Source organism: Steroidobacter flavus, from assembly GCF_042651805.1.
GTDB classification, from domain to species: Bacteria; Pseudomonadota; Gammaproteobacteria; order Steroidobacterales; family Steroidobacteraceae; genus Steroidobacter; species Steroidobacter flavus.
Map to the genome: position 1 here is coordinate 252,473 of NZ_JBHSDU010000010.1, position 26,507 is coordinate 278,979.

A 26,507-nucleotide genomic window follows, 5' to 3' on the forward strand; every position below is an offset into this window, starting at 1 on the left:
AAGAACTAACAACAAGGACACAACTATGGACGTCATCCGCAGATCATTGCTGATCGGCATGGCCGCAGCCGCGGCGCTGCCGGTGCCCACTCTCGCTGCCTCGTTAGAACGATTTCCGATCTGGCCGAAATCGCCGCCGGGCGGTGAGGGGATCAATGTACGCGACGAATGGGTCAAGCGCAGGCCCGACAGCGCTGCCGACGACATCGCTTGGCCTCATATCGCGACACCGATGCTCACCGCTGTGCCGGCGGAGCGGCCCAACGGAGGCGCGATCCTGCTGATTCCAGGCGGCGGCTATGCTCGCGTGGGTGTCGGACGCGAAGGATCGAAGATCGCATGGGCGTTCGCGGCGCGCGGCTTTACTGTGTTCGAACTGCTTTACCGCCTGCCGCACGACGGCTGGGCTGCCGGCCCCGACGTGCCACTTCAAGATGCGCAGCGAGCGATGCGGCTCATCCGTGCAGGCGCTGCGAAATGGAAGATCGACCCGGCCAAGCTCGCGGCGATCGGTTTCTCTGCTGGAGGCCATCTTACGGCGCGACTCGCGAGCCGCTCGGGTCTGAAAACATACGAGCCCGTCGATGCCGCCGATGAGCAGCCAGCGCGTCCGACCGTCGCCGGACTGTTCTTCCCCGTGATTACGATGACGGAACCTTCCGCCCACGCGCCTTCGAAACGGGAGCTGTTGGGGGCGGATGTGACATCGGAGTTAGTCGTTCGCTATTCCGCCGAGAACGAGCTGCCCGCCGACATGCCGCCGACGTTTGTCGCGCACGCCGCGGATGATCCAGTCGTCAATCCCGCTAACAGCCTGTTGATGTTCGCGGCGCTCCAGGCTGCAAAGATTCCCTCCGAGCTGCACATCTTCGAGAAGGGGGCGCACAGCTTGCCGTTGAAAGAAGCGGGTAAGGATCACCCTTGGCCGAGCCTGTTCGAGCGCTTCGCTCGCAACCATGGAATGTAGCTCGCTTGGCGGCACTGCGCAGGCGGTGCCGCCAAGGAGTCATACAAACATTTCAGTTGATCGGCCCCGACCCGTAATACATGTCGCACGCATTGGTGGCGCTATTCAAGCGCGACGTGATCTGGACCAGGTTATAGCCCGATCCGGTGTTGACCCATTGCAACGCTGGCGAGAAGCCCACGCAGCCGGTCGTTTGCGGATTGGGCAAGGTGACGGGTGCATTCAACGGCTCCCAGGGGCCGTCGGGATTGCCGCTCGGGCTCTTGAACAGAATCTGCCCATTCGCCTGCGAGAACGTGCCGTCGGCCAGGCGCAGAAACTGTCCGATCCATAGCAGCGTGCCATTGGGCACCGTCTTGTTCACCGGAGTGGCGTTGAAATAGCGCCCGGCATGGCCAGTCATTTGTGTACCGATGGTGTTGGCGGCGCCATAGTTCCAGCCGTCGGTCGAGGTCTTGTAATGGCTGCGGCAGTTGTTTGCGCCGGCCACCCCGCAAACTTCATAAGTCATCAGATACCGTCCGGAGCCGTCGGTCAGCTTGGTCACCACCGGCATGCCGGGACGCAAGGGATAATTTGGATCGGTATTGTCGCTGGCGCCGAGGGCCACCAGATTGGTGCGATCGACCCAGGTGGTGCCCAGGTCGTAGCTGCGGATCTTCATCAGCTTCTGGCTGCAGCAGCCGCTGGTTTCATCCGCATACGTCAGCACCAGCCCGCCATCGGTCGCGATCGAGAAATTCGGCTCCCAAAAGCCCTTGCTGTTCGAGGCGGTCACCGGCGTCGTCACATAGCTCCAAGCGCGACCGTTGTCAGTACTCCGGTAAATCCGGATGTGGCTACGACAAGTCGCGCATTTCGACGTATCGACATTGATCCCGAGCAGCAGATCGCCGTTGGGAAGCACGATGAAGTCGGGGCTGCTGGTTCGCAACGTCGGAAAGTCCGGCTCGCTGACCATGCCGACCGCGGTCCACGTCGCGCCGTTGTCGAGGCTGGAAAACACCTTCACGCGATAGTCGTTCGGGAAGAGCAGGACGGTTGCGATGAGCTCACCGCTCTGAAGCATGCGCACGCGGGGATAGCGCGCATTGGTTTGAAGTAGCGTCTCCGCCTCCGTCTTTGCCGGCAGACTAGTCGCGGCGACAGCGCCCAGCGCTGCCAGAAGGACGGCACTGCTGAACGTACGTTTGCGGATATGCCGAATCTTGGATCGACCGATCATAACGTTCTCCTTTGATATGAAATCCTCTCCATCTCCACGCAGCGGTGTCTCGTTGCCGGAGCAACGGACACGAGCAGTCATTGAGGTCGATGTTTCTTGGGAGCCGGCGGTCGCGGTTTGAGCTGGGCGTCCAGATACCGCTCCAACTCGACGCGCACCTTCGGCAGCGCCGCGACCACGTTGCGGGTCTCACCGGGGTCGGCTTCGAGATCGTAAAGTTCGTAAACAGAGTCACCGCCGGTGTTCGACACCCAGCGCACCAGTCGATACCGCGCGGTGCGAATTGCCTGTCCCACTCGACCAGGGCGGTTGTAGGCGTGATAGGCATAGGGCCGTAGCACGCGAGTAGGATCGAGCAGCGTGGGTGTCAGATCGATGCCATCGATCGGCTGCATGTTCGAGGGCAGCGTCAAGCCCGCGAGCTTCACTAGCGTTGGATAAACATCAACCGTCTCTGCGATCTGCGCGGGTGCCTGTCCCGGCCGCCCCGTCCCGGGTCCCGCGATGATCAGCGGCTGCCGGACCGCCTGCTCGAAATTGGTGTGCTTGGTCCACAGCCCGTGATCGCCCAGGTGCCAGCCGTGATCGCCCCACAACACGACGATCGTGTTTTCCTCGAGTCCACTTCGTTTCAGTGCCTGGAGCACTTTGCCGATCTGCGCATCGACATAACTCACACCGGCGTAATAGCCGTGAATGAGCTTGCGTTTCAGCTCGTCGGGATAGTCCGCCCCAGCGGCATTCTCGGGCACCGGTTTGTATGCGGTGATTTCGCCACCGACCTTGCCCGCGAAGTCAGGTGCGCCTTCGGGAAGGCGTTCGAAGGTGGGCATCGGCAGTTTGGCTGGATCGTATCGATCCCAGTAACGCTTGGGCACCGAGAAGGGCAGGTGTGGCCGCGCGAAGCCAACGGCCAGAAAGAAGGGTTTGCCGAGCGTTTTGAGTTCAGCGAGACGGTTGCTGGCGCGGGCGGCGGTGCGGCCATCTGCGTAGGCGTCGTCGGGCACGTCGGGGCTTTCCCAGGCCGCGCCCCGTCCCAACGTCTTGGCATAGATCCAAACGTCGCCTTCGACAGGAACCTCGTTGAATAGCGCTTCTTCGCGCGTGGGCTTGCCTCCCGTGCTGTCAGGGTCGAGATATTCGATGACGTGATCTTTGACCGGCGGCGCGGACCAACTGGCCAGGTCGTCATGCGTGTTATGGCCGACGTGATAAACCTTGCCGTAGCTCTCGGCGATGTAGCCGTGACGCTTGAACAGTTCGGGCAGAGTGACGGCATTCGGTATGTAGTCGCGCAGATCCATCCCGAACTCATAGATGCCGGTTGAGGTCGAGCGCCGGCTGGTCATCAAATTGATCCGGCTTGGCGCGCACACTGCTTGATTGGCGTAGGCGCGCTCGAAGCGGCTGCCACGCGCTGCAAGCTCATCGATGTTTGGACTGATCGCCGTGCGGTCGCCGAACGCGCCGAGCGTCGGCTTCAGATCGTCGACCATGATGAGAAGAACGTTCGGTGCACCGGCAGCGAATGATGGCGTCGCGCCGATGAGTGCTGTCATGGTCAGCACACATAAGGTCCGTTTCAAAATCGAAGGGATGAGCATCGTTGCCACCTTGCTTCAAAGGCAGCCGTCGCGTCCTTCCTGGACGCGACGGCTCGATGGACACCTGCCAGGGGGCTGGAGGTGCCAAGGCCGGATCAGTAGCGGAAGCGGATGCCGAGGCGATACACCGTCTCGAGATAGCGCACCTGCCACGGGTAGCTGTCGCCCTGCGTGTTGAAGATCCGCGAATTGCGCGCCGGGTTGCCCAGCAGGTTCGCGACATTGAAGTTCACGCTGAGTTGTTCGGTGAGGTTGTAGCCTCCCGAAATATCCAGCGTGCCGCGGCCTTCTTCCTTGGTCGGCAGGGTCGGTTGAGTGCCAGTCACCGCCGGATCGGTGACTGCGCTATAGGTCAAGTAGTGAGAACGATAATTGTATGAAGCACGCAGTGAGAAAGTCTGGTTCTCGTAGAACACGGACGCGTTCGCAAGGTGCGTGGATGTATTGGTAATCGGCTGCCTGCCTGGCAGGGTCGCGGCGGCCGCAGGCGAGAGCTCAGAGCCATGGTCGAGGTAGGTGTAGTTCGCGAGTACGCCTAAGTTCCTCGTCCATGCCGGCAGAGACTGAATCTCCAGGAAGGTGCGGTAGCCCACCTCGACGCCGTCGATCCGGCCGCTCTGGCCATTCTCGGGGCTGTTGATGTTCAGCCGTCCGAGTTGCGGGTCATCGATGAATCGGGTCGTGTTATTGATGAACCCGTCCACGTCGCGACGGAACAGCTGGATCGTGGCCGAGCCTGAGCGCGAGAAATAATATTCCAGCGACGCGTCGTAGTTGGTCGACTCGATCGGCTCGAGCTCCGGATTGCCGCCGTTCGCCGTGCGATAGCAGGTCGTGGTATCCGCAGGGTTGCTGCAGGTCGCGGTGCCATTGACCGTCAGTGTCGGATTGAGCTGGCCGAAGCTTGGTCGCGTGCGTGTCTTGGTGAAGGCGAGGCGCGCCTGCAACTCCGGTGTAATGCGAGCGCGCACACTGAAGTTAGGGAGCACATCGGTATATTCATTGTCGCGCGAGTAGGGCGTGGGCGTGGTCGTGCCTACGGTGAGAACTCCGTCGACCTCGTCGCTCGTGCGCACGACGCGAACGCCGATCTGTCCGTCCAACGGCAGCGAGCCTGCGTCCAGCTCATAGTGGACCTGCAGATAGGCCGCTTCGGATTTTTCATTCGCACTGTACTGTGGAACGCGCGTTGGAAAACCCGTGGGTCGGCCCGTCAGCGCACGAATGAGATCTTCATTCTCGATCACGCTTCGGCGGGTCGGCGAAACCCAGGTGGTGGGATGATTCGAGGAGTCTCCGGCAAACGCAGAGTGCACGTATGCGTAGTCCAGCGGAAGTGCAGTGAACTGCAGCGCGTCCCGCTGAGCCGCCGTCGTCGCGGGCGCGACGTAATTCGTCGCAGGATAACTTTCGGTCTCCGAGTCGCGATCGCTGTAACGGATGCCGGCCTGGAGCGAGTCGAAGATCGACAGCGCGATCGGAATATCTGCATCGAGGCGCCCCTGATAGCTTTCGCCGTGCGCCTGCGAGCCGTTCTCCGTGTAGCCCGTCATGCGCCAGGATGCGGGATCCATCAAATCGACGCCCAACACCTGGGCATTGCCGCCACCGCCGCCCGAGGAATCGTCGAAGTTGAAGATGCGGGTCGGAATGACGTTGGTCTGGGTATTCATCTGAAAATTGGTCGACGTGAACGTCGAGTCGGTCCAGGCGACATCGCCAGTCACTTTCGCCTCGCCGACATTCCATTTGAAGCCGATGCCGCTCTGATAGGTATCGGTGCCCGACCATTGGCCGACTTGATAGGCGCTCACCGGATTGCCGCCGGTGGCCGTCATCTGACAGATGAGCGTGGTGCTGCCGTCGCAATAGGTCACATCGGAGATGGTCGCCGCTGTGCCGGCCTGGACCTGCAACGCGCGGGACTCGCCGCGGCCTCGGAAGCCCTGAAACAGGAAATCGGCATAGACCTCCAGAGTCTCGGTGGGGCGCCATTGGATGGCAGTGGAGGCCGACGGTCGCTGCCGCATCGAGGTCGGATATTCGAAGGTGACGACGGCGGGGTAGCGGCCGCCCGGATAGGTCGAGCTCGCGGGCCGCAGCTGGATGGTCGGGTTGTTGGTGCGGTAGGAGTCGACGAAGTTGTTGTCGGTGTAGGAGCCCTCGAGCAGCACGCCAATTTCACCGATCCCGGTGTTCCAGCGATTACTGAGCAGCATATTGGCGTCGAGGCCGAGCTTGTCAGATTGCCGCCAGCCAAGGCCAGTGACGCCGCCAGCAGCGCGGGCGCCCTTGAAATCGAAAGGCTTGCGCGAACGCACGTCGATGGCACCGGCGATGCCGCCTTCGATGAGATTGGCCGAACCCGTTTTGTAGACGTCGAATCGCGAGATAGTGCCGGAGGGGAAGTCTTGAAGTGCGACCGAGCGACCCTCCGCCGTGAAGATTTCGCGGCCGTTGTAAGTAGTCGTCAGGTCGGGCAGGCCACGCACGCGGATATTGGCCGCCTCACCGTTCAAGCGCTCGACAGACACGCCCGGTACGCGTGCCAGGGATTCTGCGCCGGTTGAGTCAGGCAGCTTGCCGATGTCCTCGGCGACGATCGCATCGACGATCTGATCGGCGTTCTCCTTGATCGCGGCCGCCGTCTCGAGACTCTTGCGGTAGCCCTGAACCACGATTTCTTCGAGCTGTGGAGTGGCCTGATCGGTCGACGCAGGCGGCACGGTCTGTGCAAAAGTCGCGAGCGGTGCGACCAGCAGCGCCAGTTCCGAAGCGCCAATGAGCCAATAGGACTTCGAGATCACAATGTTCATCCCCCGGTGATTGCCGGCGTTCGCACGCCTGTTTGTTATCAACCATATTTATCATATTTAACTGGCCTGACAAGTCAATCCTATTTATCATATTTTTGGCTTGGCAGGTTTTACTGGATTGGTCAGGCCAATTAGCGGTCGCCAGGATCCTAGGATGGCCATGAAGAAACCCAAAACACCGCTCGAGACGGCGCCGGCGCTGCGTCTCGGGCGCAATCTCACCTACGGATTACTCGACGCGATCGGGCGTGCGATCGTGGTGGGCGATTACAAATCCCACGATTTTCCCACCGAAGGTGAGCTCGCCGAACAGCACGGCGTGAGCCGGCAAGTGACGCGGGAAGCGGTAAAGATGCTGGCGGCCAAAGGGATGCTGAGCGCCCGACCGAAGCACGGTACGTTCCTGCAGCCGGATGAGAATTGGAATTTGTTCGATCAGGATGTGCTGCGCTGGTTGCTGGATCGAAAGTTCTCGATCAGTACGCTGCGGCACTTCAACGAATTGCGACGCGCCGTGGAGCCTCAAGCCGCCGCGCTCGCTGCGATTCGCGGCACAGCTGCCCAGGTGTCCGCTATAGCGGAGGGACTTGCCCGCATGCGGACCGCCGAAAAGGGGCTCGGCGATACGCTCGAAGCCGATATCGCCTTCCACGTGGCAGTCCTGCGCGCCTCGGGCAACCCGTTCCTGGCTCAGTTCAAGGACGTCGTGACCACAGCGTTGCGAACTTCGATTCGCTTTACCAACCGGATCGCCGGCCGAACGGCCTCCGTTGCCGATCACGCGGCAGTGTATAAGGCCATCGCGAGGCACGACGCGGACGGCGCGAGTCGAGCGATGAAGCATCTCATCGACGAAGTGCTGACGCTCATCGAGAAGAGCTAGTCGCCCTGCGCCTTCTTGCAGTCACAAGCACTGCATCCCTTGTCGAACACGACACGCCAGGTGCCATCCGCTTCGCGACGCCAGACTGAATTGAACGTTCCGACTCGCTTGCCTTTGGGATCGAGCACGGGGCCACTGCTGTAGGCGAGGGCGCCGGAGTCGAGCACTTCGATGTTCTCGGGTGCCCAGGAGAACGGGGGATTCGGACCCTCGTAGTACGCCTTCCACGCGGCTGCGATCGCCGCTTTGCCCCGCATCGCTTTCTCACCGTCGAAGAACACGGCGTCCTCTGCAAGATGTCGCGTGAAGGCGGCGTGGTCGCGAGCCGCCATGCTGGCCGCAAAGGCTTGCTCGGCCGCGCGCACCTCTTTGGCGAGTGTTGCCTGATCAGCGGCGGCCAGACCGGCGAAGGCGAAGAGGGCGATGAAGCAGGTGAGTAAAGTCTTGAAGCTCATGCGCGGTGTCCTCGAAGGAATGCGCACGAACGATACCCGCAAATCGGTCGCGAGCAAGTAGACCGAAGTCGGTGTCGAACAGCCGCGTCTAAGCAACAACCCCGACGCGCCCCGTAGAACTCGCGAGCGGTCCGTGACAACAGGCGGTCTGTAACTGATCTAGATCAGGTGCCTCGGGGTGCGGCACTCCTACCATGCGCCAGTCCGGGACAGGTGTCCTCCACTGGAAAACAAACGTGACCAAAGTCAACGAGCCGAGCGAAACCGAAGTTGTAACCGTTCCTGGGCGCAGGAAATTCCTGAACACCGCCGCGCTTGCGGGCCTCGCAGGTGCTGGCATGTCGTTAGGTGTGACCGCCTGCAAATCCGAAAGCCAAAGCGGCGCAGCCAAGCCCGCCGCCGGCGCGGACGCCGCGCCCGATTACAGCAAATACGAGGTTCACCCCGGCCAACTCGATGAGTACTACGCCTTCTCGAGCGGCGGCCACTCGGGCGAAGTGCGCGTCTATGTGCTGCCCTCGGGCCGATTGCTCAAGCGCATTCCAGTTTTCAATATCGACTGTCTGACCGGTTGGGGCATCACCAACGAGTCGAAGCAGATCATGGGCACCAACCCGGACGGCACGTTGAAGTACTGGACCGGCGACACGCATCACGTCCATCCCTCGTACACCGACGGCACGTATGACGGCCGCTATCTGTTCGTGAACGACAAGATCCACGGTCGCATCGCGCGCGTGCGACTCGACACGATGGAGTGCGACCAGATCACCGAGCTGCCGAACGTCCAGGGCTTTCACGGCATCTTCCCCGACAAGCGCGATCCGGTGGATGCCAGCATCAATTCCAGTACACGCGTGTTCTGTGGCAGCGAGTTCCACATTCCGCAACCGAACGACGGGCGCGATCTGGACGATCCAAAGCGGTACTTCTGTCTGCTCACCTGCGTCGATGTGAAGACCATGGAGCCGCGCTGGCAATGCAAGGTCGACGGCAACATGGATCTGATCGCGACCTCGTACGACGGCAAGCTGGTCTGCTCGAATCAGTACAACTCAGAAGGCGGCGCGATCTTCGCGGAGATGATGTCGGTGGAGCGCGATGCGTGCGTGTTCCTGAATGTCGCTCGCATCGAAGCGGCCATCGCGGCCGGCAAGTCGTTCACGATCGGCGATTCGAAAGTGCCGGTGGTCGATGGCACGCGGGCTGCGAACACCGATGCGACGACTGCGCTCACGTGCTACGTCCCCGTGCCAAAGAACCCGCACGGTGTGAACATCAGCCCGGACGGCAAGTACTACGCGTGTTCGGGCAAGCTGTCGCCGACCGCGACGCTGATCGCCCACGAGAAGGTGCTGCATTGGTTCGAAGGTCACATCAAAGATCCACGCGATGCCGTGGTCGCCGAGCCTGAGATCGGCCTCGGTCCACTGCACAGTGCGTTCGACAACCGGGGCTATTGCTACACGACGCTGTTCCTGGACAGCCAGATCGTCAAATGGAACATCGAGGCGGCCATCAAGGCCTTCCAGGGCGACAAGGCTGCGCAGGTCGTGGTCGATCGTATCGATGTGCACTATCAGCCCGGCCATGGCTTCACCTCGATGGGCGAGACCAAGGAGGCGGACGGCAAGTTCTTCATCTCCGATAACAAGTTCTCCAAGGACCGCTTCCTTCCCGTGGGCCCGCTGCATCCGGAGAACTCGCAGCTGATCGACATCAGCGGCGAGAAGATGAAGCTGATCCACGATACGTCGGTCTGGTCCGAGCCGCACGACTCCATCGTCGTTCGACGCGACATCATCAAGACCAGGCAGATCTACTCGATGGACGACTTCCCCAACGCGGTGAAATCGCCCAAGGATTGTCGGGTCGAGCGCAACGGCAAGAAGGTTACCGTGTACCTCACTTCGCAGGCGCCCGCGTTCGGCATGACGGAGTTCAAGGTGAAGCGCGGCGATGAGGTCACGCTCATTCTCACCAATCATGACAAGGTGGAGGACCTGACCCACGGCTTCGCGATCCCGAAGCACAACATCAATTTCATCGTCAATCCGCAGGAGACCAAGTCGGTGACGTTCAAGGTCGACAAGCCGGGCGTGTACTGGTGTTATTGCACGCACTTCTGCCACGCGCTGCACCTCGAGATGCGCTCGCGCATGCTCGTTGAAGCCTGAGCGTCGACGAAGCTGGACGAGGGGAGTCGCCGCAAGGCGGCTTCCCGGTGTCGAACATGCATCTGCTCATCCGTCGTTGGAGCGCGCTCGTCGCGTTCCTGATCCTGATTGCTTGCGCCGGCAGTACTGTCGCGAATCAAGTATACGAGGCGCCGCTGCCGCCGCAGCTCGTCAACGATCCTGACTTGTGCGCCTATGCGCCTTGTCAGGACGTGATGCCGACGGCGCAGCGATTCTCGGTGCGTAAGGGACGTCCGGCTTACGTCGAGGCGTACCGCGACGAGGCGCTCATCGGTTACGTGTTCCTGTCGACTGATGTGATCGACATTCCCGGTTACTCCGGCAAGCCCATCGTCACCTTGATCGGGATGGACACCGCCGGCGTCCTCCGTGGCGTAAAAGTGCTGCGCCATTCGGAGCCGATCCTGTTGTTGGGCATTCCGGAATCCGACCTCGATACTTTCATCGATCAGTACGTCGGCAAATTCGTCGGCCGCAAGATCGAAGTCGGACGCAGCCGAGCCGATGCGTTGGGCGTGGATGCGATCACCGGCGCGACCGTGACTGTGATCGCCGAGAACCAAGTCATTCTCCGATCGGCGCGAGCGATTGCGACCCAAGTCGGCATCATCGCGCCGACCGTGCGACCGCAGGTCAAATTCACACCCGCGGGTGAGCTCGCCGACTGGGAAAGTTTGGTGAAGCAGGGCGCCATCCGGCGCTTGACGGTGCGTCCGCAGGAGATCGGCAAGCCGCCCTCGCAAGAGCGTTACATCGATATGTATTTCGGCTACCTCAATGCGGAGCCGATCGGTAAGGCCATCCTCGGCGAGGGCAACTATCGGCGCCTCATGGCGGATCTGAAACCGGATGAGCACGCCATCTTCATCGTCGCCAACGGCATGGAGTCGTTCAAAGGATCGGGCTTCGTGCGCGGCGGGATCTTCGATCGACTTCAGGTCATGCAGGGGACGGACAGCTTCACGTTTCGCGATCAGGATTATCTCAATCTCTATGACGTGCGCGCAGCGCGGGCGCCTGCCTTCCATGAGTCGGGCATCTTCATCATTCGAAGTGCCGCCTTTTCACCGGCGTTTCCGTGGAGCCTGGTGTTCCTCGCGAACAAGATCGACACGAGCACGGGCGTGCGTGCCTTCGTCAGTTTCGAACAAGAGTACTGGCTGCCGGGTGAGTACATCGTCGGCGGGCGACCGGCTTACGAGCCGCCCGAGCCGATGTGGCGGAAGATCTGGCGCGATCGTGCGCTGGAGATCGGCTTGTTTGTGTTGGTGCTTGCCGTGGCCGGTGTGCTCTACGCCTCGCGCGATGGTCTCGTGCGACGCTCGAACCGCAAGGACAAACGTTGGGTCTCGTGGCCGAAATACGCGCTGTGGGCGGTGAGCATCGGCTTCATCGGTTTCCATCTGATGGCGCAGCCCTCGATCACGCAGGTGCTGACGTGGTTTCACGCCATTCTGTTCCAATGGGAGTGGAGCCTGTTCCTGAGCGATCCGTTCATCTTCCTGTTCTGGTGTTTCATCATCGTCACCGTGTTCTTCTGGGGACGCGGCATGTTCTGCGGGTGGCTGTGCCCGTATGGCGCGTTGAGCGAGATTGCATTTCGCCTCGCCGGCGCGCTCGGCCTGAAACGGTTCCAGCGCAAGCTGCCGCAGAAGCTGCATGACAAGCTGAAGTGGACGAAGTACCTGGTGTTTGCAGGTCTCGTGGCGGTGTCGTTCTACTCGATGGGCATGGCTGAGAAGCTGGCCGAGGTCGAGCCGTTCAAGACCACCTTCCTGGTCGGCGTGTGGAATCGGTCCTGGCCGTTTGTCGTCTTCTGGTCGGCGCTGTTCGCGATTGCGTTGTTCATTGAGCGGCCATTCTGCAAATATCTTTGTCCGCTTGGCGCGGGCCTCGCGATTCCATCGACGTTTCGATGGTGGGGGCTGAAGCGCAAACAAGAGTGCACCACCTGTCATGCCTGCGCCGTGGGTTGTGACGCCCAGGCCATCGATGCGCGCGGGCGGATCGATCAGCGAGAATGTTTGCTGTGCCTGGACTGCATGGTGCTGTACTACGACGACCATGCGTGCCCGCCGCTGGTGAAGGAGCGCAAGCAGCGCACGAAGGCTGGTCTGGCGCTGACGCCGATTGGGGCGAATGGTTATTACATTCCTATCAAGGCAATTCCGGCCGTCCCCACGAAACAGGCGATTGCCACGAAGTCCGCCCCGTCGGCGGCCGCGAAACCATCGCTCACATCGGAGCAAGGGGCAATGGCGCCCGCAACGCAGGCGGCCACATCGAAGCAAGGGACAATGGCACTCGCGACGCAGGCGGTCACATCGAAGCAAGGGACAATGGCACTCGCAACGCAGGCGGTCACATCGAAGCAAGGGACAATGGCACTCGCAACGCAGGCGGTCACATCGAAGCAAGGGGCAGGGGCACCCGCGACGCAAGGAGTGATATCCAGGCTCGGCCCGGGGGCCTGGCTGCGCCGCGAGCTCGTCGACCATCTGTTCCCTTGGAATCGCGAGTTTCTGACCTATCCGTTTGCCTTGCGCGCAGCCGGCATTGCGCTCGCCGTGCTCGTGACCTGGGTGTGGTTGCTTGGTGCCACGGGCCGGCTGGGGCCGGGCATCGTGCTGGGTTGGTGGCTCGCGTGGAGCGTGTATGAACTGATCGTTCGGATGCGCTGCAAGCCCTGGGTCAAGGAAGGTCCTTGGTGGGGACACACGCTGCGGCCGGCGGGCTGGGCCGATATGGCGGCGTATGTCTCGATGAAGAACCTGCTCATCGGCGCGGCCTTGTTCCTGCTGATGCGAGGCACGGGCGTGCTCGACTTCCTGCAGGAGTTGCCGGAGTTGCAATGGCTCTACTAACGCGTCCAAGCGCCGCTGCATTCATGTCAGTGCTGCTGGTCGCAGGTACAGCGGCAGGCGCGGAACTACAGGTGCGACCCGGCCAATCGATCGCCGCCGCGATCTCACGAGCTGCCCCCGGCGACGTCGTTCTCGTAGCGCGCGGTCGTTACGAAGAGAATCTGTTGATCGACAAACCGCTCACGCTCAGGGGAGTGGAACGGCCGACGCTGAGCGGCGGGCTGCGGGGAGACACCATTCGAGTCACATCCGCCGATGTGACGATAGAGAACTTCATCGTCACCGACAGCGGCGGCGATCTCACGGCACAAAACGCTGGCATCTACATTCAACCCGGCGCCGACCGCCCGACGGTACAACGGTGTGACATTGCCTACAGCCTGTTTGGGCTGTGGGTCGAAGGCGTGAAGGACGCGCGCATCGTCGACAACCTGATCACGGGCAAGCGTGACTACGCCTCGGCGCAACGAGGCAACGGCATTCAGCTCTTCAATACCACCGGCGCGCACATCGTCGGCAATCGCATCAGCTTTGTCCGCGACGGCATCTACGTGGACGTATCGCATCACGCGATCTTCCGGGGCAATAGGATTCATGACACGCGCTACGGCACGCACTACATGAATTCCTATTACAACGTCTGGGAAGACAATGACGTGTATCGCAATCGCGGCGGGCTGGCGTTGATGGAGACGCGCAATCAGATCGTGCGTAACAACCGCGCCTGGAACAACAGCGATCACGGCATCATGCTAAGGACGATTCAGGATTCGACCATCGAGAACAACGTCGTGGCCGGCAATCAGCGCGGCTTGTTCATCTACGACGCCGAGTACAACGTTCTGCGCGACAACCTGATCGTCGGCAACGACGTAGGTGCGCATCTGTGGGCGGGATCGATCCACAACCAAGTGGAGCGCAACGACTTCATCCACAACCGCCAGCAGCTCCGCTACATCGCGACTCGCGATGAAGTGTGGGGCGCGGAGCAGGGCAACTACTGGAGCAACTACGTGGGCTGGGATCGCGATGGCGACGGCCGCGGCGACGTGCGTTACGAAGCAAACGATGTCGTGGATCGGCTCGTGTGGCAGATACTGGCCGTCAAATTGTTGTTGAACAGTCCGGCACTGCAGAGCCTGCGGCTCATCGCGCAGCAGTTTCCGTTGCTGCGAGCCCCGAGCATCGTCGATCCGCAGCCGCGAATGCAGCCGCGCCATCCCAATTGGAGCGAATGGAATGACTCAGCCCGTCATTGAAGTGCATGGCGCGGTCAAACGCTTCGGCGCCGTCGATGCCGCCAGCGGCGTCGACCTGACCATCGAGGCCGGTGAGATCTTTGGACTGATCGGTCACAACGGGGCGGGCAAGAGCACGCTGTTCAAGATGATGCTGGGTCTGATTCCCGCCACGGCCGGAGAAATACACATCAATGGTTGCCCGGTGCGCGGCCCGATGTTCCGTGAAGTGCGACGTCACCTCGGCTATCTGCCGGAGAACGTCGTGCTCTATGACAACCTGAGCGGGCTCGAGACGCTGCGATTCATCGCATCGTTGAAGGGCGTGCCAGGTGAGGAGTGTGGCGCGATGCTCGAACGCGTCGGCCTCTCGCACGCGGGCGACCGCCGCGTGAAAACATATTCGAAAGGAATGCGGCAGCGACTCGGGTTCGCGCAGGCGCTGCTCGGCAATCCGATCCTGCTCTTTCTGGACGAGCCCACCAATGGCCTCGACCCCGAAGGCATTCGCGAGTTCTATCGCATCGTGCGCGAACAGCGAGACCGCGGTGCCACTATCGTTCTCACGTCGCACATCCTGGCCGAGATTCAGCAGCGCGTCGATCGCCTCGCCATCATGAAGAACGGCAAGCTTCAGGCGCTCGGGACCGTGTCATCGCTGCGCGAGTCGATGCATCTGCCACTGTGGTTCGAGCTACGTGTCGCGCCCGAATCGCACGAGGCGTTGCGATTGGCGTTGGCGAGCATCGCAGGGGTCGAGATCGAGTTCATCGATGAGCGCGCGACGGTGCGATGTGACCGCGACGCCAGGATGACCGTGCTGACGGCATTGTCCGCGCTAGGGGACCGGGTGACGGAGTTGGGCATCCGCGAGCCCTCGCTCGAAGATGTCTTCCACGGCTATTGCGAGCTGCGAGAAGTATCATGACCGGTCTCCAGTTCAAACCGATCGCCGTGCTGGCCGGCAAAGAGCTTCGCGATTGCATCCGTAATCGCTGGGTGCTCGCGGTCACGGTGATCTTCGCGGCCTTTGCGCTCGTGATTGCTTATTTCGGCGCCGCTCAGCAGGGCGCAGTCGGCTTTCGCGGCATCGAGGCCACCATCGCCAGCCTGGTCAGTCTGGTCATCTATCTCGTGCCGCTGATCGCGCTGATTCTCGGTTTCGACACGGTCGTCGGCGAGCGCGAGCGGGGCTCGCTCGATCTGTTGTTATCCATGCCACTGACGCGAGTGGAGCTGCTGCTGGGGAAATTCCTCGGGCTGTCGGCGGCGCTCGCGTGCTCGACGCTGATCGGTTTTGGCGTGGCGGGCGTCGTGCTGGTGCTCTCCGGGCCGGCCGGCGCGTTCTATCACTATCTGGGCTTCATGATCAGCTCGGTGCTGCTGGGCATGGCGTTCCTGAGCTTGTCCGTCATGGTGTCGGTGTTCGCCACGGACCGAGGGCACGCGAGCGGCGCGGCCATCGCGGTCTGGTTCTTTTTCGTGCTGGTCTACGATTTGTTGCTGCTCGGCGGGCTGGTCGTCACGGGCGGCGCGGTGGGCGGCGATGCGCTGCCTTATCTGCTGTTGCTCAATCCGGCCGACGTGTTTCGCATCCTCAACATCTTCGGCATGGATGACGTGCGCACGTTGTATGGCCTCACCAGCATCTTTCCGGACCGCCTCGCGAGCCCAGCGCTGCTATCAACCGTCATGCTCGGGTGGATCGTCGCGCCGCTTGCGCTCGCTTCCTGGAGATTCAGAAAATGATTCGGCATTTCGCTCGTCGCCTGGCGCTCGTCCTCGTCTGCGCCAACGTACTCGCCGCATGCAGCGATACCGCCCGCACGAGCACCGGTCCGCTCATGACCACCAGCGATTCCTATTGCAGTCTCGATGGCATGTCGCTCGCCGACTATCCCGGTCCGAAGGCACAAATTCACTACGCGCAGGGCGAGCCGGAGCTGTTCTGCGACACCGTGGAAATGTTCTCGACCTACCTGCAGACCGTCCAGCAGAAGTCCATCGTAGCCGTCTACGTGAATGACATGGCCCATAACGATTGGGATCATCCAGACGGCCAGTGGATCGATGCTCGCACGGCATTCTATGTCGCAGGATCCAAGCGACGTGGCTCGATGGGCCCGACGCTCGCATCCTTCTCGCAGCAGGCGGACGCCGCGGCGTTTGCATCTAAGGAAGGCGGGGAAGTGCTCGCGTTCGATCAGGTGACGCCCGATCGGGTCACTCTCGATGGCGGCGTGCTCAAGGATCGCGCCATGTGAAGAGGAGGAGAGCGGTCGATCTCCTCCTCGAGTGTGGTTATTGAGATTTGGAGATGATGTAGTCGACCGCCGCCTTCACGTCATCCTCTGACAACGAAAGATTGCCACCCTTGGCGGGCATGACGCCCTTCTCGCCGTTGAATCCCTCGATTGCATGCTTGTGGAGCGTGTCCTTGCCCTGCGCAACGCGCGGCGCCCAATCCTCCCGAGCACCGAGCGTCGGCGCGCCACCGGCGCCCGAGCCGTGACAAACAAAACACGTTTTGTTGTAAACGCTGGCACCCGCATCATTCGCAGCGGGTGTACTCGCAGCCGCTTCCGCTACGGGTGGCGCTCTGGCTGGCGTGGGCGCGGCCGGCGCGTGCTCTTTACTGCAAGCAGTCACAGCCAGCGCACACAGGGCGGGCGCCAGAAATCGGATCAGCATTGGTTCACCTCATCGACCTACAGACGGAATGTCGAGAGGCAGGATAGTCACCTGCCGCTCGATGTCCTTGATGCAGATCAGGAAGAGGTGCGATCAATCTTGCCAGCGGGACGACTTCATCTTAGCGGTCACGCGCGTGCCCAGAGCCTCGGCATGGTCACCGAGCGCGAATTGATAGTCGCCCGCCGGGATCTGCCACGAACCCTCGCGCCAATCGGCGAGCAGCCGACGATCGATGGTGAGCGTGACTTTACGAGACTGGCCGGGCGCCAGCTCGACGCGCTGGAAGCCGACCAAGCGTTGCTTGGCTTCGCCGCCGCGCGAAACCAGATACAGCTGCGCCACGGTCGCGCCGGCACGCTCTCCGGTGTTTTTCACGTCGAAGCTGGCGGTCGCGCCGTTGGTCTTCAAGCCCGAGGTCACAAAGCTCGTGTACGACAGGCCGTATCCAAACGGGAATAGCGCGGTGTGGTTCTTACGCGCATTCCAGCGATAACCGAGGTCCGAGCCCTCGATGTCATAGTCGACGGTGAGGCGCGCCTCCGGAGTAGGAGGGGTGCCCAGGAAGTTCGGTTCGAACGTGTCGAAGCCATCCAGCTTCGGCCGCGGCAGATCTTGTTCGCTCGCCGGGAACGTGATGGGCAATCGGCCCGACGGATTCGCGTCGCCAAACAACACCGCGGCAATCGCTTCACCGCCACGCGCGCCGGGATACCAAGCCTGCACGACGGCCGCGGTCCGTGCGAGCCAGGGCATCAGAATGGGACCGCCGGTTTCCAGCACGACGATAGTGTTCGGGTTCGCTTCGGCGACGGCGCTGATCAACGCATCCTGTCCATGAGGCAACGTCAGGTCCGGTTGATCGAAGCCTTCGGCAGACCACTGTGTCGCGAACACGATTGCAACGTCGGCCTGCTTCGCCTGCGCGACGGCTTCGGAAACATAGCGCCCATCGCGGAAACGCACGTCGGATTGTTTCGTGGCCGCTTTGATGGCATCCAGCGGCACCGAGCGGTGGTATGACTGAGCGAGGAAGGCCGCAAAGGGGCCGCTGCCGCCGAGCGGGATCGAGACCGCCGGTCCACCTTCGCCCTGCACTTGGCTCGAGCCCGCACCCGACATCACGCCGGTGTCGGCGTAGCCGCCGATCACAGCGATACGTTGAGCGGAGCGACGAAGTGGCAGCACCTTGCGCTCATTGCGAAGTAGCACGATGCCTTGTTTCGCCACGTTTTCGGCGACCGCTGCGTTGGCCTGCACATCGATGGCGCCGCCTCGAGTGGCGGGATTGGAATCCAATCCGTTGGCGTAGATTGCGGTGAGCACGCGCTTGTTCATATCGTCGACGCGCGCGGCATACAGGGGATCGTTCTCCATGATTGCGGCGAGCGAGTCAGCGAAGAACACTTGCGGATCGAGCTGCGCGCCCGACTGTTGATCGAGGCCGTACAGCGCGGCCTGCATGTTGTCGACCGCGCCCCAATCGGACATCACGAAGCCCCGATAGCCCCAGTCCTGCTTCAGGACCTTGTTGAGCAGCCAGGGGCTGCCGCAAGCCTGCTGTCCGAGCACGCGGTTGTAGGCGCACATGACCGAGCCAGGCTGGCCGATCTCGATGGCGATCTGAAAGGCGAGCAGGTCGCTCTCGCGCGCGGCGCCTTCGTCGATCTTCACGTCCACGAACTTGCGGCCGGTCTCCTGGCCATTGAGGGCGAAATGTTTGATCGTGGAGATGATGTTGTTCGACTGGATGCCCGCGATCGACGCGCCCGCCAACGTGCCTGCAAGCCACGGGTCTTCGCCGAAGTACTCGAAGTTGCGACCATTGCGCGGATCGCGCATCAGATTGACGCCGCCGGCGAGCAGCACGTTGAAACCCTTGGCTCGTGCCTCCGAGCCGATCATGCGACCGCCTTCGCGCAGCAGTTCCGGATTCCACGTCGACGCCATCGCGAGGCCCGAAGGCAGGGCGGTCGCGCCGTCCTTGCGTAGCCCGAACACATAGGAAACGCCGAGGCTCGCATCCGATTCCTTGAGCGACGGGATGCCGAGCCGGTCGATGCCTGGCACATAGCCGGCGCCGGGGATGGCATCCGCAGGAATCGGCGGCGGATTGGGACCGACCGGCAACGGCATGATGCCGTGAGTGAGGATGGTCTTCTCTGCGGCGGTCATTTTCTTGACCGTGGCGGTGGCACGTCGTTCGGCATCCGCCCAGCGTGCTTCGGTCGAGGTGCCGTCGGCGTGTGTCGAGGTCGCGGTCGACAGGCCGAGTGCGGCGATCAGCACCGGAAACGCCTTGAATTGCATGTGCATCTGCCCCTGAGCTGATGTGAAATGGATCAGCGAATATTTGTTCGTGCCTGCGCAAACAGCAGGGCCAACCGGGGAAGAGTGTCGGCGTGACAACTTTGGGCCCCCGGCTTGACTTCCAGCGCCGCGCGAACGAATTTGCGCCGACGAAAGAATGTTTGCTCGGGGGATCGATGCGTCATGCCATGGTATCGCTGGCCTTGCTGTTCCTTGCCCAGCCGTGTCTGGCGGCCAAGCCGGCTGCCGAGGATCGACGGCCGAACATCGTGGTCATCCTGCTCGATGACGTCGGCTATTCGGACATCGGCTCATTCGGCTCAGAAATCCGCACGCCCGCGATCGATGCCATCGCCGCCGGCGGACTGCGCTACAACCGCTTCGATACCAAGGCAGTGTGCTCACCGACGCGCGCTGCATTGATGACCGGTCGCAATCCGCAAACGGTGCGGATGGCCGACCTGCCTGCGACCAAACTCGATACGAGCGATTTCACGCGCGATCGAGGCGAGTTGCCGCAGAACGCGCAAACCATCGCGCAAGTATTACAGCGTGCGGGCTACGCGACGCATGGCTACGGCAAGTGGCATCTCGCGCCCGAAAGCGAGGACGGATCCGCAGGCAACAACGCCTCGTGGCCTATGCAACGCGGCTTCGATCAGTTCTATGGCTTCTTTCTGGGCTGGACCGATCAATATCGTCCCAATCTCATCGAAGGCAATCGGCGCATTCCCGCGCCGGACACCGCGGGTTATCACTTCTCGACCGATATCACCGATCATGCGATTGCGGCGTTGACGCCCAAGCCGGACCAGCCGCGGCAGCCGATGTTTGTTTATCTCGCGTATGGCGCCGGTCACGCGCCCATCCAGGCGCCCCGGCAATATGCCGATGCGTATGCAGGCGTCTACGAAAAGGGTTGGGATGCGTTGCGCGAGGAGCGGCTTGCGCGTATGAAACAGATGGGCATCGTGCCGGCGAATACCGTGCTGCCGCCGCGCAATCCGGGCGATCGCGCCTGGAGCGATCTCACCGACGCGGAGAAAAAAGTCTTCGCCCGCTTCATGGCGGTCTATGCGGGATTCATCACGCACACCGACGAGCAGATCGGTCGGCTGGTCGCGCACTTGAAACAGACCGGTCAATACGACAACACGCTCATCGTGTTCTTCTCGGACAATGGCGCCGCGTCCGAAGCAGGCCAGAAAGGTTCTTTCGAACAGCTGTATCGGCCCAACACGCTGACGCCGGAGCAGATGCTGGCGCGGCTCGATGAGTTGGGCACGGTCAAGACGCAGTCGGAGTATCAGCGGCCCTGGGCGATGGCGGGTGTCACGCCATTCCGGCGCTACAAGCTCTGGCCGCATCTCGGCGGTGTGCGCACGCCGTTGATCGTGTCGTGGCCGAAGGTTATTCATGACGGCGGCGCGATTCGTAAGCAGTATGTCGATGTTGTCGACATCGCGCCGACGCTCGCTGCGGCGGCGGACACGAGTTTCCCCACATCCCTCGACGGTCGCGCCGAGATTCCGGTAGCCGGTAAGTCGATTGACGCCAGCTTCAGATCGGCCAATGCGCCGAGCGCACGCACCGTGCAGTTCTTCGAGCTGCGCGGCAATCGCGCGATCACCTCGGGGAAGTGGCGTGCGTTGGCCGTTCACAAGCAGCTCGCAGATTTTGCGACCGACCGCTGGGAGCTGTACGACACCGAGAACGATTTCTCGGAGACCACCGATCTTGCCGATCGCTATCCGAAGAAGTTGGAGGAGTTGAAAGCGCTGTGGTGGAGCGAGGCGCGCAAGTACAGCACGCCGCCGCTGGCTGAAGCGCCGGAGCGGTTTCGAGTGCGCGAACGTTTCGATGACAGTGCCGATCGTGCGCCGATGCCGCCGCATCTCGTGCCGCCGCCCGAGCCGACGGCCACGAAGGAATCGAATTGATGCCAGCCTCGCGCCGAGACTTCCTGAAGCGAGGAGCGCTGACCGCGGCCGCGCTGGCCTCGAATGTTTCTCTCGCTCGTGCTCAGGAAGACGCGCAGCCAAATTTCTTGTGGCTGGTGAGCGAAGACAACAACCCCTTCATTCACGCGTACGGTGACCGGCTGGCCCGCACGCCGAACATCGATGCGTTGGCGAGCCGGGGATTGTTGTATCGGAACGTGTATTCGAATGCCCCCGTGTGTGCGCCGTCGCGCTTCACCATTCTCACGGGCATGTATTCGCAGACCTGCGCGCCCGCCAATCACATGCGGGCTGTTGCGAAGTTGCCAGCGGTGCTTCGGACCTATCCGGAGTTGTTACGGGCGGCCGGGTATTACTGCACCAACAACGCCAAGACCGACTACAACTGCGATGCCGATCCCGGCAAGCTCTGGGACGCGAGCAGTCGCGAGGCGCATTGGAAACACCGGCCCGAGGGGCGGCCGTTCATGGCGGTGTTCAATTTCGAGACCACGCACGAATCGCAGGTGTTCAAACCGACGGCAGGTCGGATCAAGCCGGAGGATGTGCGCATTCCCGCTTACCTGCCGGACACGCCGGGCATGCGCGAGAACTACGCGAGCTACTACAACCTCATGGAGAAGATGGATGCGCAGATCGGCGAAAAGCTCGCCGAGCTCGCGGCGGCCGGGCTTGCCGAGGACACCATTGTTTTCTATTACTCCGATAACGGCGGCGTACTGCCGAGGTCCAAGCGCTATTGTTACGACGAGGGGCTGCGTTGTGCGCTGGTCGTGCATATTCCAGCCAAGTGGGCGCATCTCGCACCCGTGGCGCCAGGAGTTGCGCTGGATACGCCGGTGACATTTGTCGATCTCGCGCCGACGTTACTCTCACTGGCCGGGCTGGCCATTCCGCCCACCATGCAAGGCAGGGCGTTTCTCGGGCCGGCGGCAGCCCAGCCTCAGCAGTATGCGTTCGGCATGCGCAATCGCATGGACGAGCGTTATGACTTTGTGCGCACCGTGACGGACGGCCGCTATCGCTACATCCGCAACTACATGCCCTTTCTGCCGACCGTGCAGAATCAGGCGTTCGCGTGGCTGGCGCGCGGTTATCAGGATTGGGATGAGCTGGAACGTGCGGGCAAGCTGACGCCGGTTCAGCGCCGAGCGTTCGAGCCGCGTCCGTACGAAGAGTTCTACGATCTGAGCGCGGACCCCGATGAGATCGACAATCGTATCGGCGATGTTGCATTGGCGGGCCACATCAGGGCAATGCGCGATGCGTTGGATGCGCACATGATCCAGATCAACGATAACGGCTTCATTCCCGAAGGCTCGACGCTCGAAGGTTACGAGGCGAGTCGCGTCAAAGGCGCGTATCCGCTTAGGCGCGTGATGCGTGTGGCGCAGGCGGCGGCGCGTCGCGATCCTCGCAAGCTTGCGACCTTGCGCAAGGCGCTGGCCGATCGGGACGACGTCGTTCGTTACTGGGCTGCCCTGGGACTGTTGATGCTGGGAATGCAAGCCGCGCCCGCGACTAGCGCACTCGAAGCGGCGATGCGTTCCGATCCATTCAAGCAAGTGCGTATCGTCGCGGCGGAAGCGATCGCCATACTCGGTGACAAGGAGGAGAGTGTCGCAATGCTAGCCTCGTTACTGGAGCCGACCGAGAGCATTCCGGTGCGACTGCAGGCGGTCAATGCACTGACGCGAATCGGTCCTGCCTCGCGCGCCGCCTTGCCCGGCCTGCGCAAGATGACCGAGGGCGAGGACAGAAATGAATATCTCAACAATGCCGCGACGTATCTGATTCAGACGCTCGACGGCAGTTACGACCCGCACCGGCCGATCTTCGATCTGGAGCGGCTATTACGTGGCTCGAGCCGCGCTTGAGGATTTCCGCGATGAAGAGTTCGATGAAGACTACCTTGCTTGGCGCGCTGCTCGGCGTCGCCGCCACGCTGAGTTTCAGTGCGCATGCCGAGCAGCCCAAGTCCCAGGCCAATGTCATTTTCATCTTGGTGGATGACTTGCGCTACGACGGCATGGGCTTTCTGCAGCCGGGCCTGAAGACGCCGAACATCGACCAACTGGCGCGCGGTGGCAGTTACTTCCCGAACACCGTCGTCACGTCCGCACTGTGCTCGCCGAGTCGCGCCACCATCCTCACCGGCCAGACCGCGCGCAATCACACGATCGTGGACAACAACGACGCCTCAGAAGACGGGCTGATTTTCTTCCCGAGCTATTTGCAGAAGGCGGGTTATCAAACCGCCTTCATGGGCAAATGGCACATGGGGCAGAGCTCGGATGCGCCGCGTCCGGGGTTCGACAAATGGATCAGCTTCAAGGGCCAGGGCTCGTACTACCCGACCACAGGCCTGTCGCCCGACGCGGTGAAAGCCGGGCGCACTCACATGCTCAATGTCGACGGTCGTGAGGTGCCGCAGAAGGGCTATATCACCGACGAGCTGACCGACTACGCGCTGCAATGGCTGGATAAGGAACGCGACCGGAGCAAGCCGTTTTTCCTGTATCTGAGTCACAAGGCGGTGCATTCCGATCCGCTGCCGGCGACACGCCATGCGCATCAGTACGATGACTTCGACTTCAAGATCCCGGCCAGCGCCGCCAACACGCCGGAGAACTACGCCGGCAAGCCCATGTGGGTCTTCAACCAGCGCAACACCTGGCACGGCATCGACTTCTTCTACAACTCCGACATGAAGATGACGGAGTACCTGCGCTATTACTATTCGACGCTCTCGGCAGTCGACGACAGCGTCGGGCGGCTGCTCGCGTGGCTGAAGAAACAGCGACTGGAGAAGGACACGTTGGTCGTGTTCACTGCCGACAACGGCTTTTTGATCGGCGAGCATGGCCTCATCGACAAGCGCAATGCCTATCAGCCATCGGTGCGCGTGCCGATGGTCATGTATCGGCCGGGCACGGTGCCCGCCGGCGTGACCAACGAAGGGCGCATTCGCAATCTCGATTTCGCACCGACGTTCCTCGACATCGCCGGTGTCGCGAGCCCACCGCAGTTCGAAGGGCGCAGCGCCTGGCCGTTGATCAACGGCAGCGTGGCCTCAGCCCAATGGCGGCCGCAGGATTTCGTGTACGAATACTATTGGGAGTGGACGTTCCCGATGACGCCCGGCACGTTCGCGATCCAGCGCGGCGACCTGAAGTACATCCAGTACTACGGCATCTACGATACCGATGAGCTGTACGATGTCGCGAAGGACCCGGACGAGATGCGCAACCTGATCAACGATCCTGCGCACCTGGACGCCAAGATCGAGCTGCGCAAGGCGCTGTACGAGCAACTGGCCGATCGCAACGGCCGTCACGCGATTCCCTACACTCAACGTCTGTCGATCGGCAGTGTCCGTCGCAACCGCGAAGGCACCGGCGCCGCGCCGTATCCGGAGTCGTGGCAGGTCGAGCCCAATCGACTCGATCGGCTCGATGATGTCCTGCCCGATAGCCGTGCCAAGCAGTCGGCGCATGACCAAGGCAAGCCCTTCATGCCGCTGCCGGTCGTGGGGCGGGGCACGAACGCGGTGGAACGCCCAGCAAAACGCTGAAAATCGCACCCGGGGCCCAAAGTTCGCGATTCCCGCTCTACAGTAGGCAAGGGCGGGACCTCATGGGCAATGGCAACTTATTAATGACCTGGCGGACGCGTTGGAATCGCAACTTGTTGCGGTTCCTGGGCAGCCGCGCCCGTAAACAGGACATCGAAGACCTGGCGCAGGAAACCTACCTGCGGCTGTTGCGGGCCCGAGACTTGGATGACGTCCACAATCCCGAGGCCTACCTGATCAGCGTCGCGAGTCATGTGATTTCGGAATGGAAGCAGCGCCAGCAGCCCTTCGACAGCGCGAGCTTCGACGAGACCAGCCTGGCTGCCGAGCGAATCGACCTGGAAGCGGAAGCGGACGCACGCACGTCGCAACGTCGGATCGACGAGGCGCTCGCCGGCGTTTCGCCCATGATGCACGCGGTACTGTTACTGCGACTTCGCGACGATCGCAGCTGTAAAGATATCGCCCGGGACCTTGGCCTCAGCGAGCGTCAGGTGAAGCGGCAGCTGGCCCACGGTTACGAGATCCTTCGGCGTGCGCTACAGGAAGTGTCGCCATCATGAAGCGCCTCAACTCAGCGGAAGCGATCGAATCGGCGACGGTGCCCGAGCAGGCGGCGCACTGGTGGGTCGTGCTCCATGAAGACACGTGCACGAGAGAGGATCGCGAAGCCTTCGCTGCCTGGGTGCGACGCTCGCCGGAGCGCGTCGAAGCTTACCTGCGCCTGAACATGTCGATGGGGACGCTGCAATCGAAGCAGCGTGCGTGGTCGGACATACCGGCTGAAGAGCTGATCCGCAGGGCGCGGGCTTCTTCGGCGGAGATCATTCCGTTGGCGCGCTCCCAGCCGGCGGCTCTCGCGCCTCGACCGTCTGCCTTTGCGGGTACACGCATGTTCACGTTCGCCAGCGTGGCGGCAATCTGCTGTGTTCTGGTCGTGGCCTGGTTTCTGTGGTTACCGGAACGTTACCAGACGGACATCGGCGAGCAGCGCTCGGTGCTCTTAGGCGATGGCTCGCTGATCACGCTGAATACGGCGTCGGAGATCGAAGTGAAATATACCGAGGGGCGCCGCTTCATTCGTCTGGTGCGTGGTGAGGCATTGTTCGAGGTGGCGCACGATCCGCAGCGCCCCTTCGATGTCGACACGGGCAAAGCGGTCGTGCGTGCGGTCGGCACACGATTCAACATCGATCGGCGCGCCGATCGCACGACGGTGTCGGTCGTGCAAGGCAAGGTGCAGGTGATGAGCGAGCAACCGAACACGAGCTCTCGAGTGCCACGCCATGACTCCGCCGTGCCCGAGACGCAGCCGATGGAAGTCCTGGTCGAAGCACAGCGGCTGGTGGTGACGGAGGCGGGCATGAGCGAACCCGAGCGCATCGCGGACATCGCGCCGGTGACTGCGTGGACCCAGCGCCAACTGGTGTTCGAGAATCGCAGCCTGGGCGAAGTGGCCGAGGAGTTCAATCGTTACAATCGCCAGCACATCCTGATCGAGTCGCCGCGACTGCGCGCCGAGTCGGTCACCGGAGTGTTTCAAGCCAACGACTCGGCCTCGTTTCTGGTATTCATTGCTAACATTCCGGGGGTGCGGGTGACGACCAACGCGGAGGGACATCATGTGGTGTCGCTCATGGATGCGGGGGAGGGGCCCAAAGTTTTACGGTAGCGCTCTACGGGTTGGAGAGCGCAATGAGTCGGGTTCACCGAACACGACA

At 61.9% G+C, this 26,507-nt stretch carries 19 protein-coding genes; 13 read left to right on the forward strand and 6 right to left on the reverse strand.

The annotated features are described in order from the left end of the window. The first annotated feature begins 25 nt into the window (after positions 1 to 25). A complete protein-coding gene (locus ACFPN2_RS22540) occupies positions 26 to 967 on the forward strand; it encodes an alpha/beta hydrolase (protein WP_380600794.1) in 942 nt (313 codons plus the stop codon). A 52-nt stretch (positions 968 to 1,019) separates the two neighbouring features. On the opposite strand, the gene ACFPN2_RS22545 is transcribed toward ACFPN2_RS22540, so the two are convergent. The 3 genes from ACFPN2_RS22545 to ACFPN2_RS22555 form a co-directional block, all read right to left on the reverse strand. Then, the gene (locus tag ACFPN2_RS22545) at positions 1,020 to 2,192 is read right to left on the reverse strand and encodes a sialidase family protein (protein ID WP_380600796.1); all 1,173 of its coding nucleotides are present in this window, start codon (positions 2,190 to 2,192) and stop codon (positions 1,020 to 1,022) included. 77 nt (positions 2,193 to 2,269) lie between these two features. Continuing rightward, complete coding sequence (locus ACFPN2_RS22550; RefSeq protein WP_380600798.1) at positions 2,270 to 3,751, reverse strand: sulfatase; 1,482 nt, start codon at positions 3,749 to 3,751, stop codon at positions 2,270 to 2,272. A gap of 140 nt (positions 3,752 to 3,891) precedes the next feature. Then, entirely contained in the window at positions 3,892 to 6,612 is a 2,721-nt protein-coding gene (locus tag ACFPN2_RS22555) for a TonB-dependent receptor (protein ID WP_380600800.1), read from the reverse strand. A 160-nt stretch (positions 6,613 to 6,772) separates the two neighbouring features. Between ACFPN2_RS22555 and ACFPN2_RS22560 the strand changes: the two genes are divergently transcribed. Beyond that, positions 6,773 to 7,495, forward strand: coding sequence for a FadR/GntR family transcriptional regulator (locus ACFPN2_RS22560; protein ID WP_380600802.1), 723 nt, complete (start codon positions 6,773 to 6,775; stop codon positions 7,493 to 7,495). On the opposite strand, the gene ACFPN2_RS22565 is transcribed toward ACFPN2_RS22560, so the two are convergent. Further along, the gene (locus tag ACFPN2_RS22565; protein ID WP_380600803.1) at positions 7,492 to 7,950 is read right to left on the reverse strand and encodes a YybH family protein; all 459 of its coding nucleotides are present in this window, start codon (positions 7,948 to 7,950) and stop codon (positions 7,492 to 7,494) included. The two genes, ACFPN2_RS22560 and ACFPN2_RS22565, sit on opposite strands and share 4 nt — an antisense overlap. A gap of 236 nt (positions 7,951 to 8,186) precedes the next feature. On the opposite strand from ACFPN2_RS22565, the gene nosZ reads away from it, so the two are divergent. From nosZ to ACFPN2_RS22595, 6 genes are read left to right on the forward strand one after another with little or no spacing between them, the layout of a single operon-like run. Continuing rightward, positions 8,187 to 10,127: a TAT-dependent nitrous-oxide reductase gene (nosZ, locus tag ACFPN2_RS22570; protein ID WP_380600805.1), complete on the forward strand. Its 1,941-nt coding sequence runs from the start codon at positions 8,187 to 8,189 to the stop codon at positions 10,125 to 10,127. A 56-nt stretch (positions 10,128 to 10,183) separates the two neighbouring features. Continuing rightward, complete coding sequence (locus tag ACFPN2_RS22575; protein WP_380600807.1) at positions 10,184 to 13,012, forward strand: 4Fe-4S binding protein; 2,829 nt, start codon at positions 10,184 to 10,186, stop codon at positions 13,010 to 13,012. Further along, entirely contained in the window at positions 13,000 to 14,271 is a 1,272-nt protein-coding gene (locus tag ACFPN2_RS22580) for a nitrous oxide reductase family maturation protein NosD (RefSeq protein ID WP_380600809.1), read from the forward strand. The genes ACFPN2_RS22575 and ACFPN2_RS22580 overlap by 13 nt, the downstream gene beginning before the upstream one ends. Then, a complete protein-coding gene (locus ACFPN2_RS22585) occupies positions 14,252 to 15,178 on the forward strand; it encodes an ABC transporter ATP-binding protein (RefSeq protein ID WP_380600811.1) in 927 nt (308 codons plus the stop codon). The genes ACFPN2_RS22580 and ACFPN2_RS22585 overlap by 20 nt, the downstream gene beginning before the upstream one ends. Then, positions 15,175 to 15,999, forward strand: coding sequence for an ABC transporter permease (locus ACFPN2_RS22590; protein ID WP_380600813.1), 825 nt, complete (start codon positions 15,175 to 15,177; stop codon positions 15,997 to 15,999). Before ACFPN2_RS22585 ends, ACFPN2_RS22590 begins: the two co-directional genes overlap by 4 nt. Beyond that, entirely contained in the window at positions 15,996 to 16,514 is a 519-nt protein-coding gene (locus ACFPN2_RS22595) for a nitrous oxide reductase accessory protein NosL (protein ID WP_380600815.1), read from the forward strand. Before ACFPN2_RS22590 ends, ACFPN2_RS22595 begins: the two co-directional genes overlap by 4 nt. Positions 16,515 to 16,551: 37 nt before the next feature. Here ACFPN2_RS22595 and ACFPN2_RS22600 read toward each other — a convergent pair whose 3' ends face one another. Beyond that, entirely contained in the window at positions 16,552 to 16,941 is a 390-nt protein-coding gene (locus tag ACFPN2_RS22600; RefSeq protein WP_380600817.1) for a c-type cytochrome, read from the reverse strand. A 93-nt stretch (positions 16,942 to 17,034) separates the two neighbouring features. Continuing rightward, positions 17,035 to 19,251 carry a beta-glucosidase family protein gene (locus ACFPN2_RS22605; RefSeq protein WP_380600819.1) on the reverse strand — a complete coding sequence of 739 codons (2,217 nt, stop codon included), beginning with the start codon at positions 19,249 to 19,251 and terminating at the stop codon, positions 17,035 to 17,037. A 176-nt stretch (positions 19,252 to 19,427) separates the two neighbouring features. Between ACFPN2_RS22605 and ACFPN2_RS22610 the strand changes: the two genes are divergently transcribed. From ACFPN2_RS22610 to ACFPN2_RS22630, 5 genes are all read left to right on the forward strand, one after another. Then, positions 19,428 to 21,191 carry an arylsulfatase gene (locus ACFPN2_RS22610; RefSeq protein WP_380600821.1) on the forward strand — a complete coding sequence of 588 codons (1,764 nt, stop codon included), beginning with the start codon at positions 19,428 to 19,430 and terminating at the stop codon, positions 21,189 to 21,191. Then, on the forward strand, positions 21,191 to 23,089 hold the full coding sequence (locus tag ACFPN2_RS22615; protein ID WP_380600823.1) for a sulfatase-like hydrolase/transferase: 1,899 nt from the start codon (positions 21,191 to 21,193) through the stop codon (positions 23,087 to 23,089). Before ACFPN2_RS22610 ends, ACFPN2_RS22615 begins: the two co-directional genes overlap by 1 nt. Before the next feature lie 23 nt (positions 23,090 to 23,112). Beyond that, entirely contained in the window at positions 23,113 to 24,786 is a 1,674-nt protein-coding gene (locus tag ACFPN2_RS22620) for a sulfatase family protein (protein ID WP_380600825.1), read from the forward strand. Between the two features lie 62 nt (positions 24,787 to 24,848). Next, on the forward strand, positions 24,849 to 25,349 hold the full coding sequence (locus ACFPN2_RS22625) for an RNA polymerase sigma factor (protein WP_380600827.1): 501 nt from the start codon (positions 24,849 to 24,851) through the stop codon (positions 25,347 to 25,349). Continuing rightward, positions 25,346 to 26,458 carry a FecR family protein gene (locus ACFPN2_RS22630; protein ID WP_380600829.1) on the forward strand — a complete coding sequence of 371 codons (1,113 nt, stop codon included), beginning with the start codon at positions 25,346 to 25,348 and terminating at the stop codon, positions 26,456 to 26,458. The genes ACFPN2_RS22625 and ACFPN2_RS22630 overlap by 4 nt, the downstream gene beginning before the upstream one ends. Positions 26,459 to 26,507: the final 49 nt, after the last annotated feature.

Excerpts from the sequence above, each read along its gene's own strand:
- ACFPN2_RS22540 (WP_380600794.1), top strand. The coding sequence starts at position 26 with ATGGACGTCATCCGCAGATCATTGCTGATCGGCATGGCCGCAGCCGCG.
- ACFPN2_RS22545 (WP_380600796.1), bottom strand. The coding sequence starts at position 2,192 with ATGATCGGTCGATCCAAGATTCGGCATATCCGCAAACGTACGTTCAGC.
- ACFPN2_RS22550 (WP_380600798.1), bottom strand. The coding sequence starts at position 3,751 with ATGACAGCACTCATCGGCGCGACGCCATCATTCGCTGCCGGTGCACCG.
- ACFPN2_RS22555 (WP_380600800.1), bottom strand. The coding sequence starts at position 6,612 with ATGAACATTGTGATCTCGAAGTCCTATTGGCTCATTGGCGCTTCGGAA.
- ACFPN2_RS22560 (WP_380600802.1), top strand. The coding sequence starts at position 6,773 with ATGAAGAAACCCAAAACACCGCTCGAGACGGCGCCGGCGCTGCGTCTC.
- ACFPN2_RS22565 (WP_380600803.1), bottom strand. The coding sequence starts at position 7,950 with ATGAGCTTCAAGACTTTACTCACCTGCTTCATCGCCCTCTTCGCCTTC.
- ACFPN2_RS22575 (WP_380600807.1), top strand. The coding sequence starts at position 10,184 with ATGCATCTGCTCATCCGTCGTTGGAGCGCGCTCGTCGCGTTCCTGATC.
- ACFPN2_RS22580 (WP_380600809.1), top strand. The coding sequence starts at position 13,000 with ATGGCTCTACTAACGCGTCCAAGCGCCGCTGCATTCATGTCAGTGCTG.
- ACFPN2_RS22585 (WP_380600811.1), top strand. The coding sequence starts at position 14,252 with ATGACTCAGCCCGTCATTGAAGTGCATGGCGCGGTCAAACGCTTCGGC.
- ACFPN2_RS22590 (WP_380600813.1), top strand. The coding sequence starts at position 15,175 with ATGACCGGTCTCCAGTTCAAACCGATCGCCGTGCTGGCCGGCAAAGAG.
- ACFPN2_RS22595 (WP_380600815.1), top strand. The coding sequence starts at position 15,996 with ATGATTCGGCATTTCGCTCGTCGCCTGGCGCTCGTCCTCGTCTGCGCC.
- ACFPN2_RS22600 (WP_380600817.1), bottom strand. The coding sequence starts at position 16,941 with ATGCTGATCCGATTTCTGGCGCCCGCCCTGTGTGCGCTGGCTGTGACT.
- ACFPN2_RS22605 (WP_380600819.1), bottom strand. The coding sequence starts at position 19,251 with ATGCAATTCAAGGCGTTTCCGGTGCTGATCGCCGCACTCGGCCTGTCG.
- ACFPN2_RS22610 (WP_380600821.1), top strand. The coding sequence starts at position 19,428 with ATGCGTCATGCCATGGTATCGCTGGCCTTGCTGTTCCTTGCCCAGCCG.
- ACFPN2_RS22615 (WP_380600823.1), top strand. The coding sequence starts at position 21,191 with ATGCCAGCCTCGCGCCGAGACTTCCTGAAGCGAGGAGCGCTGACCGCG.
- ACFPN2_RS22620 (WP_380600825.1), top strand. The coding sequence starts at position 23,113 with ATGAAGACTACCTTGCTTGGCGCGCTGCTCGGCGTCGCCGCCACGCTG.
- ACFPN2_RS22625 (WP_380600827.1), top strand. The coding sequence starts at position 24,849 with ATGGGCAATGGCAACTTATTAATGACCTGGCGGACGCGTTGGAATCGC.
- ACFPN2_RS22630 (WP_380600829.1), top strand. The coding sequence starts at position 25,346 with ATGAAGCGCCTCAACTCAGCGGAAGCGATCGAATCGGCGACGGTGCCC.